Origin of the sequence: Vibrio pectenicida (assembly GCA_024347015.1) — a bacterium.
GTDB classification, from domain to species: domain Bacteria; phylum Pseudomonadota; class Gammaproteobacteria; order Enterobacterales; family Vibrionaceae; genus Vibrio; species Vibrio pectenicida.
On the sequence record AP024889.1, the window covers coordinates 571,867 to 586,773 of the forward strand.

The 14,907-nt window shown below is 41.0% G+C and carries 13 protein-coding genes; 8 read left to right on the forward strand and 5 right to left on the reverse strand.

Translation table 11 applies throughout. From position 1 onward, the window contains the following. The first annotated feature begins 11 nt into the window (after nt 1–11). From lspA to ispH, 3 genes are all read left to right on the forward strand, one after another. The gene (lspA, locus tag OCV27_RS02685) at nt 12–509 is read left to right on the forward strand and encodes a signal peptidase II (RefSeq protein ID WP_125322261.1); all 498 of its coding nucleotides are present in this window, start codon (nt 12–14) and stop codon (nt 507–509) included. A 114-nt stretch (nt 510–623) separates the two neighbouring features. Next, complete coding sequence (gene fkpB / locus OCV27_RS02690; protein WP_185759800.1) at nt 624–1,055, forward strand: FKBP-type peptidyl-prolyl cis-trans isomerase; 432 nt, start codon at nt 624–626, stop codon at nt 1,053–1,055. A 26-nt stretch (nt 1,056–1,081) separates the two neighbouring features. After that, entirely contained in the window at nt 1,082–2,047 is a 966-nt protein-coding gene (gene ispH, locus OCV27_RS02695) for a 4-hydroxy-3-methylbut-2-enyl diphosphate reductase (protein ID WP_185759801.1), read from the forward strand. A 103-nt stretch (nt 2,048–2,150) separates the two neighbouring features. Here the strand turns inward: ispH and OCV27_RS02700 are convergent, their stop codons facing one another. Beyond that, nucleotides 2,151–3,632, reverse strand: coding sequence for a carbon starvation CstA family protein (locus tag OCV27_RS02700; RefSeq protein WP_125322259.1), 1,482 nt, complete (start codon nt 3,630–3,632; stop codon nt 2,151–2,153). A 216-nt stretch (nt 3,633–3,848) separates the two neighbouring features. Here OCV27_RS02700 and OCV27_RS02705 point away from each other — a divergent pair, with 216 nt between their 5' ends. Continuing rightward, complete coding sequence (locus tag OCV27_RS02705) at nt 3,849–4,157, forward strand: DUF2799 domain-containing protein (protein WP_125322273.1); 309 nt, start codon at nt 3,849–3,851, stop codon at nt 4,155–4,157. A gap of 201 nt (nt 4,158–4,358) precedes the next feature. Here the strand turns inward: OCV27_RS02705 and murQ are convergent, their stop codons facing one another. Then, nucleotides 4,359–5,285, reverse strand: a complete 927-nt coding sequence (gene murQ / locus OCV27_RS02710) for an N-acetylmuramic acid 6-phosphate etherase (protein WP_125322258.1) — start codon at nt 5,283–5,285, stop codon at nt 4,359–4,361. Between the two features lie 31 nt (nt 5,286–5,316). Then, entirely contained in the window at nt 5,317–6,426 is a 1,110-nt protein-coding gene (locus OCV27_RS02715; RefSeq protein ID WP_125322272.1) for an anhydro-N-acetylmuramic acid kinase, read from the reverse strand. 324 nt (nt 6,427–6,750) lie between these two features. On the opposite strand from OCV27_RS02715, the gene nagZ reads away from it, so the two are divergent. The 3 genes from nagZ (at nt 6,751) to tyrA (ending at nt 10,146) form a co-directional block, all read left to right on the forward strand. After that, nucleotides 6,751–7,734: a beta-N-acetylhexosaminidase gene (gene nagZ, locus OCV27_RS02720; RefSeq protein ID WP_125322257.1), complete on the forward strand. Its 984-nt coding sequence runs from the start codon at nt 6,751–6,753 to the stop codon at nt 7,732–7,734. Nucleotides 7,735–7,932: 198 nt separating this feature from the next. After that, on the forward strand, nt 7,933–9,006 hold the full coding sequence (locus OCV27_RS02725) for a 3-deoxy-7-phosphoheptulonate synthase (RefSeq protein WP_125322256.1): 1,074 nt from the start codon (nt 7,933–7,935) through the stop codon (nt 9,004–9,006). 12 nt (nt 9,007–9,018) lie between these two features. After that, the gene (gene tyrA, locus OCV27_RS02730) at nt 9,019–10,146 is read left to right on the forward strand and encodes a bifunctional chorismate mutase/prephenate dehydrogenase (RefSeq protein ID WP_125322255.1); all 1,128 of its coding nucleotides are present in this window, start codon (nt 9,019–9,021) and stop codon (nt 10,144–10,146) included. 140 nt (nt 10,147–10,286) lie between these two features. Here the strand turns inward: tyrA and OCV27_RS02735 are convergent, their stop codons facing one another. Then, the gene (locus OCV27_RS02735) at nt 10,287–10,658 is read right to left on the reverse strand and encodes a PilZ domain-containing protein (protein WP_125322254.1); all 372 of its coding nucleotides are present in this window, start codon (nt 10,656–10,658) and stop codon (nt 10,287–10,289) included. A 162-nt stretch (nt 10,659–10,820) separates the two neighbouring features. Then, nucleotides 10,821–12,488: an energy-dependent translational throttle protein EttA gene (ettA, locus tag OCV27_RS02740; protein ID WP_125322253.1), complete on the reverse strand. Its 1,668-nt coding sequence runs from the start codon at nt 12,486–12,488 to the stop codon at nt 10,821–10,823. A gap of 453 nt (nt 12,489–12,941) precedes the next feature. Here ettA and sltY point away from each other — a divergent pair, with 453 nt between their 5' ends. After that, nucleotides 12,942–14,897, forward strand: a complete 1,956-nt coding sequence (gene sltY, locus OCV27_RS02745) for a murein transglycosylase (protein WP_125322809.1) — start codon at nt 12,942–12,944, stop codon at nt 14,895–14,897. Nucleotides 14,898–14,907 lie beyond the last annotated feature (10 nt).

Sequence of the window (14,907 nt, forward strand, 5' to 3'; positions counted from 1 at the left end):
ATAGGAAATATATGAGTGAACAAGCATTAACTTTCAAGCAATCTGGAGTGCGTTGGCTTTGGGTAGCTGTAGTTATCTTTCTGATGGATATTGGCATTAAACTTTTGGTCATGGATACCATGGATTATGGTTGGGCTAATCGTATTGAAGTTTTACCTTTTTTTAATCTACTTTATGTCCATAACTATGGCGCAGCGTTTAGCTTTTTGAGTGATCAAGCAGGGTGGCAGCGCTGGTTATTTACCGGTATCGCCTTCGCTGTTACTGGCTTGCTGACATATTGGATGAGCAAGCTTCCGGCAAATGAGAAGTGGAACAATATTGCCTATGCGATGATTATTGGTGGAGCTGTAGGAAATGTCTTTGACCGTGTTGTACATGGCTTTGTTGTAGACTACTTGGATTTTTTCTGGGGTAGTTATCATTGGCCCGCTTTTAATCTTGCTGATAGCACTATTTGCATTGGTGCTGTCATGATAATCCTAGATGGATTTCGTAAAAAATCCTGAAAAGTATGAGTAACGCTTAAACCTATTTTGGCCTTTGAGATTATAGAGCGATGCTTAAGCTCTCTGTACATCTATTGCATCGTGGCCAGTTTACAAAAATAAGGAAACCATATTGTGATGACTATTGTCCAACAATCTGCAGTTACTCTGCATTTTACTATTAAGCTCAAAGATGGTTCGGTAGCAGACAGCACACATAGCATGGGAAAGCCTGCCAAGTTGGTGATGGGTGATGGTAGTCTGAGTGAGAATTTTGAACAATGTCTTTTAGGGCTTGGTGTAGGTGAGAAAAAAGTGATTGAACTCCAAGCTAAAGATGCGTTTGGTGCACCCAACCCTGATAATGTCCACCATATGGACCGAGCTAAGTTTGTCGGTGATGCTGAAGTTGAAGTCGGGACGGTTATGGCTTTTTCAGGCGCTGGTGGTGTGGAAATTCCTGGCGTCATTACGGAAATTGCAGGTGATTCTGTCACGGTAGACTTTAATCACCCTTTGGCTGGGCAAGATGTGACTTTTGAAGTTGAGATTTTGTCAGTAGAATAATGAACCAAAGTGATAATACACTCATTATGAGCAATGATATGAAAATTCTTTTAGCCAATCCACGTGGCTTTTGTGCAGGCGTTGATCGAGCGATTAGCATTGTTGAGCGTGCACTGGAGCTTTATCAGCCGCCAATTTATGTTCGCCATGAAGTGGTACATAACCGATTTGTTGTTGAAGGGCTTAAGCAACGTGGGGCAATTTTTGTTGAAGAGCTTTATGAAGTCCCTGACAATAATATTGTTATTTTTTCAGCTCATGGTGTTTCTCAAGCGGTTCGTAAAGAAGCTAAAGAGCGGGATTTAACAGTGTTCGATGCCACTTGCCCACTCGTTACAAAAGTTCATATGGAAGTTGCACGAGCAAGTCGTAAGCATATGGAAGTAGTACTTATAGGGCATGCAGGGCATCCTGAAGTAGAAGGTACTATGGGTCAATATGCAAGTGAACAGGGAGGAATGTATCTAGTTGAGACGCCATCAGATGTGCTGGGCTTAAAAGATAAAGTTCAAGATACAACCAACTTGCATTATGTCAGCCAAACGACCTTATCCGTTGATGAAACGGCTGATGTTATTGAAGAACTTCGTCGAGTTTTCCCTAATATTCAAGGTCCGCGTAAAGATGATATTTGTTACGCGACTCAAAATCGTCAAGATGCAGTGCGCGATATGGCCGTAGATGTCGACGTTGTGATTGTTGTTGGTTCTAAGAACTCGTCTAACTCAACCCGCTTGAAAGAGCTTGCTGAAAAACTGGGTACGCCTGGTTATTTAATCGATTGTCCAGAAGACATCGAACCTAAGTGGCTTGAAGGTAAAGTCAAAGTAGGAGTCACAGCAGGAGCTTCTGCCCCAGAAGAACTTGTTAATAAAATACTTGACCGTATTCAAGAGCTTGTTGGTACTCGAACTGTACAAGAGATACAGGGTAGAGAAGAAAATATGTTTTTTGAAGTACCCAAGGAATTGCAAGTTAAGCAAATAGATTAAACTTCCTAAGGTTGATTTAAAGTTTTTAAAGCAGACTCCTAGTTTTGGTTGAACAGTGACTAATAAATTGCACAAAGGCTCCTAGCGGAGCCTTTTTGTCGGTTTAAGTTGTTTCCTTTACAGTGGTACTATTGTCTATCCCTTCATGTTCAAAATGATTTTGCTTGGGAAGCTTGATGACATAGACGGTAACTATGAGTGAAAATACAATACCTACTATGGTCGATGTGGAAATGGGGAGTCCCAAGCCAAGGCTGCTGCTATTGAGAATAAAACTGATCACAACCGTTGTCATAAAGATAGCGGGAATAGTGGTTATCCAGTGGAGTTGATTATTACGAACCAGGTAAGCGGATGCAGTCCACAACATCATAACCGCGGTGGTTTGATTGGCAAATCCAAAGTAGCGCCATATGACTCCAAAGTCAATTTGAGTCAGTATACCGCCTATGACAAAGAGTGGAACCGCTACCATAAGACGGCTGCGTAAGGTTTTTTGTTCCATATTAAAATATTCTGCCAATATCAGACGACTTGAGCGAAATGCGGTATCTCCAGAGGTAATGGGAAGAATAACCACGCCTAAGAAAGCTATTACTCCACCCAGCACTCCTAACAAACCAAAAGAAGCGCTATACACTACGTGACCTGGTCCTCCTGTGCTCACAGCTTGAGACAGTGCGTCTAAATTGTCGAAGAATGACAGTGCAATCGCACACCAAATAAGAGCAATAATGCCTTCACCAATCATTGCGCCATAGAAAATAAATCGACCATTACGTTCGTTTTCCATACAGCGAGCCATGAGTGGTGATTGAGTGGCATGAAATCCTGATATAGCCCCACACGCAATGGTGATAAATAGTGCGGGCCAAAGTGGCATATCATTTGGGTTAAGGTTGGTAAACATGTCCTTGGCCTGAAAATCACCCATCACTGTATATTCATTTGATAGTGCGACTGCTGTTATCAGGCTAATCGACATAAAGAGAAGCAAAGCACCAAATAATGGATAAAAACGGCCAATAATTTTGTCTACTGGGACAAGAGTGGCAATGATGTAATAGGCAAAAACTGTAATCACTATAGTTGAAATATTAACAGTAAAGTCCGTCTGATCGTTGATAAGGTTAGTTATCATTCCTGCTGGAGCAGATACGAATACTACCCCGACAAGTAGTAGTAAGACTATGGCAAAAATGTTCATAAAGTGCTTTGCGCCATTGCCAAGGTATCGGCCAGTAATAGTTGGAATTGATGCCCCACCATTACGCACAGATAACATGCCAGAGAAGTAATCATGCACTGCGCCTGCAAAAATACAGCCGATGACGATCCAAAGCATAGCTGCTGGGCCATATAAAGCCCCCATTATTGGACCGAAAATTGGACCAACGCCAGCGATATTGAGTAGTTGGACCAGATAAACTTTCTTCGTTGACATTGGTACATAGTCAACTCCATCAGATTGACTATGTGCTGGGGTTTGTCGTTTTTCATTGATATTGAATACTTTTTCAATAAAACTTCCATAAAGGAAGTAGCCTCCAACTAGGGCCGCAACACAGCTTAAAAACCAAAACATGACACTTGCTCCTCAGTGATTAGTTAATTAGTAAATCTGTATGTTACACACCTCTATCACTAGGTTCTGTTAGCTTGGTGGCTGTTCGAGACAAACAAGAATTAAAATGTACGGTTATATTGACGTGCAAAGGGCGCATAGGCACCCTTATCCTATGAAATACTTTAAGAACAAGGAAACGCAGTGAGAGAACTTACTTTTATAATAGTGGCAACAATGTTATTGGGCTGTGTGGCGAGTACAGAACAACTTGCTCAGAAAGGCGATTGGTATACGATAGGCTATCAAGACGGTATCCGAGGTAATCATCAGCGTTCAGTTAGTGCTCTTGCCAAATTGGGAAGTACAAAGCATGGAGATTACGACCAAGGTTATCTAACTGGAATTGAAGAGTTTTGTAATCCCAATCATGCTTATCAAATGGGGCTCACTGGTAAGTACTATGATGGAGTTTGTGAGGGGACTGAAGAGGCGCAAAAGTTTCGAATGGAATGGCAACGTGGCTGGTATGAATATTCCAATTGACCAATTATAGCTTGGATTTTTTGGCAAAATTATGCGTTTTTCTGTAACGCAGAAGTGGTTTCCCTCGGAGCTCACCCTTACCCTGTTATGGTGCATATTTTTAGTGATCTTGGTGGTAATGTGGGTATTACTCATATTGAACGTTTAGAATATTAGCTGGCTAAGGCAAGTGGCGCCTAACTTCAAGTTAGGCGCTTTTACTTAAGTACCATTTGTATCAATGACGGCTTTTCTCAAATAACCATGCTGAAGATTTAACTTTTCTCTAGCGGTTTCTTTTTCTAGGCCAGTCAAGATCATCAAAATGGCTAGCTTGACATCATATTTAGTTTCTTCGAGTACATCTTTGGCTTTTTGACTGTCGCAATCCGTAGCTTGTATCACAATTCGCGTCGCTCTAGCGATAAGTTTGGCATTGGTTGCTTTCACGTCAACCATTAGATTTTGATAGCTTTTACCTAAACGTATCATGCTTGCTGTGGTTAGCATGTTGAGAACCAGCTTTTGTGCTGTGCCTGATTTTAAACGTGTTGAACCTGTCAGAGCTTCTGGGCCTACAACAGGGCAAATCGCTATGCTGGCGATATTTGCAATTGGAGAGTCTGAGTTACAAGATAAAGCGATGGTCGTTGCTCCTATCTTGTTGGCATACTCTAATCCACCAATAACATAAGGAGTGCGTCCACTGGCCGCTATACCTACGACTAGGTCGCGATTGGTAAATTCGATATTTTTTAAATCTTGTTCTCCCATCGTTGGTGAATCTTCTGCCCCTTCTTTGGCTTTTAATATAGCGTCATTACCACCTGCAATTAACCCAATCACCATGTTATCTGGCACACCGAAGGTTGGCGGACATTCTGAGGCATCCAATATGCCGAGGCGGCCACTTGTCCCAGCTCCCATATAGACTAATCGACCACCTGCTTTAAATACATCGGTTATCTTATCGACGGCAAGTACGACCTCTGGTAGGACTTTTTCTACCGCAAGAGGCACCTGCTTATCTTGTTGATTGAGACGCTGCACAATAGCCAATGATGGAAGTAAATCGATGTCCATTGTTTCTGGGTTGCGGTCTTCAGAAATTAAGTGAGAAAGTGTTGCTATCAGTATGTCGTTAGTCATTGTTCGTGGTATTCCATGCATCTAAATTGAGTTAATCGGCAAAGTATATGACACCCAGAGAAGCTTCTCTGCTTGAACCAGTTACTTGTGGCGCATTGTTTGGTAGATTGTGGATACGGCGATAAGCAAGCCAAGCAAATGCCATTGCCTCAATGTTTTGACTGTCGAATCCTTCTGAATCGGTTACTTCCACTGCCCATGATGGTAATAAAGCCTTTAGACGTACCATTAAAAGCGGGTTTTTAGACCCTCCACCACATACTAAAAGTTTTGGTTGCTTACCTTGCTTATATTTTTCAACTTCATTGCTGATGGTGATAGCCGTATACTCACACAAGGTCCGTTGAACATCTTCGCTATTGCATGAGTGTTTATCTAAAATCGCCTCTAACCATGGAAGGTTAAACAGCTCACGACCTGTACTTTTTGGGGAGGACTTTTCTAGATAGGGCTCTTTTAGCATCTCATGTAGAAGTGGAGTATTGACTGCTCCTTGTTGTGCAAAAAATGCATCTTTATCGAACTGTACGTTTTTATGCTTGGTGCACCAAGCATCCATCAATACATTTCCAGGACCTGTATCGTAGCCCACGACAGGGTGTTGTGGATGAAGTACTGAAATGTTAGCGATACCACCAATGTTGACTACCACTGTGGTTGTTTCTTTTGAATGAAAGAGAGCATGGTGGAAGGCTGGAACTAATGGTGCGCCCTGACCACCTAGTGCAATATCTTTGCGTCTAAAATCTGCTACAGTTGTAATTTCTGTCTTCGCCGCGATTATGTTGGCATCTCCTAGTTGTATGGTAAATGGAGTATTACCAGTAGGCTGATGGAAAACAGTTTGCCCATGATTACCAATTGCAGATATTTGTTTTTTATTGTATCCAGTCTCTTTAAGTAAATCTTGCACAGATTCTGCATACAAATGCCCTAATTGATGGTCTAATTCTCCAAGTTGTTTCAGATCTGTTTTTTGACCCAAACATACACCTAACACCTGCTGTTTAATGCCGTTGGGTATGATATAAGCTTTTGAAGCTATTAACTTTATATTCTTATCAGATATTTCAACTAATGCAGCATCTATACCGTCTAGACTAGTACCAGACATAAGGCCAATATATAGCTCTGTATTCATAGCCACTAGTTTTCCTTTAAATATACTCTAGACCATAGTATGCGATGATACTGGACCAAAAAGCGATAGATAAACCACTATTTTCATAAGTTATACAGTCAAATTTTCAAAGGATAGGTGGGTTTATTAAGGGGATATGGTTAGTAAGATTTGCTGGGTGCACAGGTTGAAAATAAAAAAGACGATGCAGGTGATATGGAGATCTTACTATTTTCTTCGTATCCTAGCGTGAGGATAGATGGCTGTTTTTAAATGGGTGGTAAAAGTAGCCACTAAATTGAATTAATTTTTTGATGCTATGTGAAATATCTGAGGACTGATTATATGGGACCTTTATGGCTTGATGTGGAAGGGTATGAATTGACCGCTGAAGATAAAGAGATTCTTCAGCATCCTACAGTCGGTGGAGTCATACTATTTTCTCGAAATTACTATGATAATGAGCAGTTATTGGCATTGAACAAAGCTATCCGCCTAGCGGCAAAGCGATCAATCCTTATTGGTGTCGATCAAGAAGGAGGGAGAGTGCAACGCTTTCGCCAAGGCTTTTCCTCTATTCCTGCTGCTAATTTGTATGCTAAGCAAGATAACGGTGAAAAGATGGCAGAGCTCGGTGGCTGGCTTATGGCTGCTGAATTGATTGCTCATGACATTGATCTTAGCTTTGCTCCTGTACTAGATAAAGGTCATCAATCGAAAGCTATCGGTAGTCGCTCTTTTGGTGAAGATATAGACACCATAGTTCTCCATAGCAGTGCTTATATGCGTGGAATGAAAGCTGTAGGCATGTCAACCACAGGAAAGCATTTTCCTGGGCACGGCGGTGTTGTTGCAGATTCTCATCTTGAAACTCCTTTTGATTATCGAGAGTCAATATTTGACCAGGACATGGCAATTTTCGAAGCTCAGATTAAACATAATCTACTCGATGCCATGATGCCTGCACATGTTATTTTTCCTCATTACGATTCAGAACCTGCCAGCGGCTCTAAATATTGGTTAAAGAATGTATTAAGAGAACAATTAGCTTTTGATGGCATTATTTTTTCTGATGATCTGACTATGGAAGGAGCCGCAGTCATGGGCTCTGTTGCAGAGCGTGCACAAAAATCATTAGTGGCTGGCTGCGATATGGTACTTGTATGCAATAAACGTGATGCTCAGGTTGAGGTTCTAGATAATTTGGCAATAAGCCAAGTACCGCAAGCAATAAATTTATTGAAGAAGCAATCCTTTAGCCTGTCAGAACTTTGCCGTAGCCGAGAGTGGAAGCTTGCTGTAGAAATGATGAAACGTATTCTTGAATGATCAGCACAATAAATCTCCATTGTTATCTATATCTTGAACTGAAATATTCTAATTACATAGCTTTGTGTAAATTTTATTTTACGATATGTTTTTTTTGGTTTACATGTTGAGTTTTTGATACAGCCTGATAAGGTATTTTAAACCAACCTTACAGGTGTGAGGTGATTTTATGTAAATTATTTTATACGAAGTTGAATTATGCAAAAAAGTGAATTGAGCAATATTAATATAATTGAAGAGCAGGTACTGATTACACCTGAGGAATTAAAAGTAAAATTACCTTTGAGTGACAGCGCTCGCCATTTTATTCAACAGTCTCGCCAGACTATATCTGACATAATCCATAAAAAAGATCATCGTTTATTGGTGGTTTGTGGACCATGCTCAATTCACGATATTGATGCAGCTAAAGACTATGCTAGGCGTCTAAAAGCTCTTTCTGAGCAGCTTGGTGATCAAATCTATCTTGTGATGCGTGTTTACTTTGAAAAGCCTCGCACGACGGTTGGTTGGAAAGGATTGATTAATGATCCTCAGCTTGATGGCTCTTTTAATATTGAACAGGGTTTACATGTGGGCCGAAGGTTGTTGGTGGATCTCGCTGAAATGGAAATACCTTTGGCAACAGAGGCTCTTGATCCCATTAGCCCTCAATATCTAGCCGATACATTCAGTTGGGCTGCGATTGGAGCCAGAACAACTGAATCACAAACCCATCGAGAAATGGCCAGTGGATTGTCAATGCCAATCGGATTTAAAAATGGTACTGACGGTAGTTTGTCTACGGCAATAAATGCTATGCAGGCTGCATCTTCAAGTCATAGATTTATGGGAATAAGTCGTGAAGGGCAAGTGGCATTACTAACAACACAGGGAAATACTAACGGTCATGTTATTTTGCGCGGAGGAAAGCAGACTAATTATGATTCTGTATCCGTTACAGAGTGTGAGCAAGAGATGGAGAAATCAGGCTTAAAAGCGTCCTTAATGGTTGATTGTAGCCACGCGAATTCGCGCAAAGATTTCCGTCGGCAGCCGTTGGTTGCCGAAGATGTGATTCACCAGATCCGTGAAGGCAATAAGTCTATCATAGGTTTGATGATAGAGAGCCACATCAATGAGGGAAATCAAGCTTCTAACATTGCACTAAACGACATGAAATATGGTGTTTCAATCACCGATGCTTGTATTAATTGGGAGGCCACTGAGGCACTATTACGTCGTGCGTATACTGAGCTTATCCCATTTTTGGAACATAGGTTAAAAGGTTAACAAGGAATATCAATGGCCGTTGAATTAAACGAGTTACGTGATCAAATTGACGTAGTAGATAAACAAATTCTAGATTTATTAGCACAGCGACTGGCTTTAGTGGAGAAAGTGGGTGAGGTGAAAAGCACTCATGGGTTGCCTATTTATGCTCCCGATCGTGAAGCGGCTATGCTCTCCTCCCGTCGTGAAGAGGCTGTGAAGAAAGGGGTTCCTCCGCAGCTTATTGAAGATATTTTGCGTCGTACTATGCGAGAGTCTTATGCGAGTGAAAAAGACGCAGGTTTTAAGTGTTTGAAACCACAGTTGGGGACTATTGCTATTGTTGGTGGCTACGGTAAGTTAGGACGTTTGTTTGTTAGAATGTTTAAGTTGTCTGGCTATCAAGTTGAGGTAATTGACAGGGATGATTGGCAACAAGCTGATGAAATATTATCTAAAGCTGGTTTAGTTATGGTAACCGTGCCCATTGATCACACTCTGGAAGTCATTAGAAAATTGGGTAACTTGCCTCCAAGTTGTATTTTGTGTGATCTTACTTCCATTAAAGTTAGTCCGTTACAGACGATGCTTGATGTCCATAGCGGGCCAGTCGTCGGCCTTCATCCAATGTTCGGCCCTGATGTTCCAAGTTTAGCTAAGCAAGTGGTTGTTTATTGTGATGGTCGTGGGGAAGAAGATTACCAGTGGTTACTCAAACAGCTTTCAATTTGGGGAGCGAGTTTATGTGACATGGATGCGGCAGAACATGATCATGGTATGACTTTAATTCAAGCATTGCGTCACTTTACGTCATTTACCTATGGATTACATTTGAGCCGAGAAAATCCGAATATCGAACAACTTATGCAACTGAGTTCGCCCATTTATCGTCTTGAGTTGGCTATGGTAGGCCGCTTATTCGGCCAAGACCCTAATTTATATGGGGATATAATTCTTTCATCTGATGAGAATGTACAAATGATAAAACGCTTCCACCAATGCTTTGGAGAAGCTATAGATATTTTAGATGGTTGTGATAAACAGGCATTTGTGACCAAGTTTAATAAAGTCAGTGATTGGTTTGGAGACTACTCCCAACAATTTATGCATGAAAGTCAAAATCTATTGAAACAGGCTAATGATTCTATCCATCGAGGCTAGTTGTTCTGTTTGCACTAATGTCAACGAGCTCTCTTGAAGGAGCTCCTTTTTGTATAAGATCCTTTCTAGTCTTATCTTATTAAATATTCAATCAGCTATAAGATCTTTTGACTTAGTGCTTTTAGGGTCTGCTGTGTTCGTTAGTGGTATTCGCCTAAGTCTGTTAAGTGCTCGATATCTCTATGTAATAGCTCGTCATCTCCTACGTTTAATTCGATCAGCCTTTTGAGATGGCCAATACTATCAATATCTATATGGTCGATGCTTAGGCGTATTACATTACCATTGAGTCCGACAACTTCTCCCACAAGTTCAATAATAATGTCGGTATCTTGAAGTGCGAACTCTACATCTACCATAGTATTGAGGTTTAAATCGTCAGAATTATCGGACGTTAGTAGTAATCCATGCAAAGATAAGTCGCATATAAAGCAATTGACTACCTTGTTATTTTGCGATAATACCGCTGGTGTTTGGTATATGATTCGCGAAAATTGTCGGCGTTCTATCATGGTTTTTCTCTCTGTGCTACCCAATAGTTAAGATTATTAAATTAAGAATGGCAGCCAGTTAGTCTTTAATATCAATAGTTTGAAATTACAACTCTGCTTGCGATGGAGTTAAAAATCAAGGCCGCTAATAGGTGCGGCCTTGATTCGAATAATAAGTCAGTATTATTTACTAATACGCTTATATTTGATTCGATGAGGTTCCGCTGCATCAGGGCCCAAGGTTTTCTTCAGCCATTCCATATACTCAGTATAGTTACCTTCGTAGAAGTTGACCTGACCTTCATCACGATAGTCGATAATGTGAGTTGCAATACGGTCTAGGAACCAGCGATCGTGTGAAATAACCATAGCACAGCCGGGGAACTCTAAAAGAGCTTCTTCTAGAGCTCGGAGTGTTTCGACATCAAGGTCATTGGTCGGTTCATCGAGTAACAAAACATTACCACCAGCTTTTAGCAGCTTGGCCAAATGAACTCGGTTACGTTCTCCCCCAGATAACTCGCCAATGATTTTCTGCTGGTCACTGCCTTTGAAGTTGAAGCGAGAGCAGTACGCACGGGCAGGAATTTCAAAATTGTTTATCTTGATAATATCGGAACCTTCAGATATTTCCTGAAAGAGAGTTTTTGAATCATCCATACTGTCACGGAACTGATCTACTGAGGCGAGTTTAACCGTTTCCCCCATCTCAATGGTCCCTGAGTCAGGTTGTTCTATGCCGCTTAGCATCTTAAATAGCGTTGATTTACCAGCACCATTAGCCCCAATAATACCCACGATAGCACCTTTGGGTAGACTAAATGATAGGTCATCAATAAGGACACGTCCGTCGAATGATTTGGTTAAATTCTTAATATCAATAACTTTATCACCTAGGCGTTCACCTGGTGGGATAAATAGTTCATTGGTTTCATTACGTTTCTGGTGATCGCTATTTTGTAGTTCTTCAAAGCGTGCCATCCGAGCTTTAGATTTAGCTTGACGCCCTTTAGGGTTTTGACGTACCCATTCGAGTTCTTTCTCGATAGTTTTTTGACGAGCTTTTTCTTGAGAAGCTTCTTGCTGGAGGCGTGCATCTTTTTGTTCTAGCCAAGAAGTGTAATTACCTTGCCAAGGGATGCCTTCACCTCTGTCTAACTCTAGAATCCAGCCAGCAGCGTTATCTAGGAAGTAGCGGTCATGGGTAATGGCTACCACTGTGCCCGTATAATCAACTAGGAAGCGCTCAAGCCAAGCCACCGATTCGGCATCAAGGTGGTTGGTTGGCTCATCTAGAAGCAACATATCAGGGTTTTCAAGTAGCAAACGGCAAATAGCAACGCGTCTTCGTTCACCACCGGATAGATATTTGATTGGAGTGTCCCACTCTGGAAGACGCAGCGCATCTGCTGCTCGTTCAAGGGCATTCTCTAAGTTATGTCCATCCTTGGCCTGGATTAATGCTTCAAGTTCACCTTGTTCTTTTGCTAATGAGTCGAAATCGGCATCAGGTTCAGCATAGGCAGCATAGACTTCATCCAGTCGTTGCATTGCTCCTGCGACGTCTGAAACGGCTTCCTCAACGATTTCTCGCACTGTTTTTGATTCATCAAGTATTGGTTCTTGAGGTAGGTAACCTACGTTTAAGCCAGGTTGAGGACGAGCTTCACCATCGATATCTGTATCAATGCCTGCCATGATGCGTAGTAAAGTTGATTTACCAGCGCCATTTAGCCCTAGTACACCGATCTTTGCCCCAGGGAAAAAACTGAGAGAGATATTTTTGAGAATTTGACGTTTGGGTGGAACAACTTTGCTCACCCGAGACATGGTATATACGTATTCAGCCATTGCTGATTGTCCCTAGACTATGAATTTAAATAGAGGGGTATTTTATACTAAGACGGGATGCTTTGTTACCTCGTCTGTATCGAATGACCTTTCTGACCGTTTTGTTCTTAATTATCCTTGATTACTACTGATAGTGTCACATTAGTATGATTTTATTAGTATTTATATCTATTAAGTTTTTGGTTCTATTTAGAATAAGGATACATTCATAGTGGAGAGTAGGCTCGGGCATTTAGAAGAGCTAAAACTTACATTGGTCAATCTTTATGAGGCAAGGCTTATTTTATGTAGCTATTCTTTATTCATAAGACCTAACGAATTGAAGGAGAAAGAGCATAGCTTTGGTGTAATAAGGACCCAAGAATACGCTGTCTTCTAGATTGTTTCAAATTACTTTAATGATCAAATATATACTGCGATATAAACCTTAACTTCTCTACGGGATGAGAACTTATGACGCTAACGTTTCTTAAGTCGCTGCATCGCATTCATTCATTGACTCTTTTCTTGGGGTCGGTGGTTTGCAGCGTAAGTTTTGCTCCACATGTGTGGGGTAGTGACCTTCAGCAGCAACGTGCCGCATATGATAAGGCTCAGAAATTGCTGGATAAAGGTAAAGTATCTCAATACTTCAAAATTCGCGATCAGATAGCTGAGTATCCTCTAACCCCCTATACCGACTATCGAGCATTTTTGGTTAATATTGGTCAAAAAACGCCAGAAGAAGTCGAAACTTTTATTGATAACTACAAGACTATACCTTTCTCAGGTCGAATTCGCGCCCCTTATATTGATAGCCTTGCCCATAGGAAGCAATGGAAAAAACTAAATGAATTTCAGACTGTTGAACCTCGTGGTGAAACGTATCAATGTCATTATTACTTCGCACTTTACAAAACAGGAAATCGTGAAAAAGCCTTTGCAGGTGCAGAAAAGCTTTGGCTGTCAGGTGAGAGTATATCCGACGCATGTGACGCCCTTTTTAGTGTGTGGGATAAGTCAGGAGCAAGGTCAGATAGACATATCCTTGAACGGATGCATTTAGTATTCGAAGCTCGTAACAGCTTATTGATGAACTATTTGAGGAAGCAACTCAGAACGAACAAAGCTAAAAAGCAAGCTAAGGAAATGAAAGCTTTGTATAACCGCCCAGAACAAGTACTGAACTTTGCGTTTGATCATCCAGACAGCAATTGGTATCGCTCTTTAACGGCCATGGCCCTAAAAAAGCTTGCTCGTAAAGATATCAAAAAAGCATTTAGTGTTTTTGAACAGGTAGTTTCATCACAAAATATGTCAGCTGATGAGGTGCAAATTTTGGCTGATTTTATCTCTTTTAGACTAATCAATACTGAGTCTTTGTTACAGGAACGGTGGCGCGATAAAAAAATTGCCACATCAACTAATTATAAATTAATTGAACGTCGTATTCGTCTTGCAATTCAAGATGCTGACTGGAAAGGGATTACCAAGTGGATTGCTTTGCTTCCTGATAACAAAAAGAATAGTTTACGTTGGCAATATTGGTTAGGTAGGAGTGAGTTAGCCAAAGGTGAAATGAAGGAGGGAGTTCAGCGCCTAGAACGAATCGTAGGTCAGCGCAATTTCTACAGTGTTGCAGCGGCAAAAGAGATCAAACAATCTATTAATTACCCCATTTCAACTATTTCTTTTCAGCAAGATACAGTCAAACCTTTTCGGGAGGCTTTGATTAGAATTGAAGAACTTATTACACGAGAAAAAATTGCTGTGGCTAAAAATGAATGGCAGTGGTTACTCGATCGAGCAAATGATACTCAGAAAGAAATGTTAGCGGCTTATGCCGCTAGCAAACAGTGGTCTCATTTGAGCGTAAAGGCAAGCATTCAGGCAAAAATGTGGGATAATATTGAACTTCGCTTCCCAGTAGCGCATCAATGGTGGTTTGATTTCTATGGGCAGAAGCATAGTATTGATCCTATCACTTTAATGTCTTTGGCGAGACAAGAAAGCGCTCTCGATGTATTAGCTCGATCGCCTGTCGGTGCGAGAGGTATTATGCAAATTATGCCTTCAACAGCTAAATATACTGCTCGAAAATATCAATTGATGTATCGAAGCAGTAAGGATCTATACGAAGTAGGGAAAAATATTGAAATAGGCAGCCACTACCTTAAAGGTTTGTTAGAAAGGTACGATAATAATCGAGTTTTCGCTTTTGCAGCGTATAATGCTGGGCCGCATCGAGTCAAAACTTGGCGGAAACGTACTCAAGGAAGATTAGATGCATATGCATTTATTGAAGCCATCCCTTTTAAGGAAACGCGTGGATATGTCCAGAACATATTAATGTTTGAAACATATTACCGTGATTTGTTAGGGGTAGATGGTGCGTTTCTCAACCAACATGAGATAGAAGCCAGATATTAATTTATTGCGT

Bases quoted from the DNA above. Each gene is read 5' to 3' on its own strand.
- OCV27_RS02735 (WP_125322254.1), bottom strand. From the start codon at position 10,658: ATGATAGAACGCCGACAATTTTCGCGAATCATATACCAAACACCAGCG.
- murQ (WP_125322258.1), bottom strand. From the start codon at position 5,285: ATGACTAACGACATACTGATAGCAACACTTTCTCACTTAATTTCTGAA.
- OCV27_RS02715 (WP_125322272.1), bottom strand. From the start codon at position 6,426: ATGAATACAGAGCTATATATTGGCCTTATGTCTGGTACTAGTCTAGAC.
- tyrA (WP_125322255.1), top strand. From the start codon at position 9,019: ATGGCCGTTGAATTAAACGAGTTACGTGATCAAATTGACGTAGTAGAT.
- ispH (WP_185759801.1), top strand. From the start codon at position 1,082: ATGAGCAATGATATGAAAATTCTTTTAGCCAATCCACGTGGCTTTTGT.
- lspA (WP_125322261.1), top strand. From the start codon at position 12: ATGAGTGAACAAGCATTAACTTTCAAGCAATCTGGAGTGCGTTGGCTT.
- ettA (WP_125322253.1), bottom strand. From the start codon at position 12,488: ATGGCTGAATACGTATATACCATGTCTCGGGTGAGCAAAGTTGTTCCA.
- OCV27_RS02700 (WP_125322259.1), bottom strand. From the start codon at position 3,632: ATGTTTTGGTTTTTAAGCTGTGTTGCGGCCCTAGTTGGAGGCTACTTC.
- OCV27_RS02705 (WP_125322273.1), top strand. From the start codon at position 3,849: ATGTTATTGGGCTGTGTGGCGAGTACAGAACAACTTGCTCAGAAAGGC.
- sltY (WP_125322809.1), top strand. From the start codon at position 12,942: ATGACGCTAACGTTTCTTAAGTCGCTGCATCGCATTCATTCATTGACT.
- nagZ (WP_125322257.1), top strand. From the start codon at position 6,751: ATGGGACCTTTATGGCTTGATGTGGAAGGGTATGAATTGACCGCTGAA.
- OCV27_RS02725 (WP_125322256.1), top strand. From the start codon at position 7,933: ATGCAAAAAAGTGAATTGAGCAATATTAATATAATTGAAGAGCAGGTA.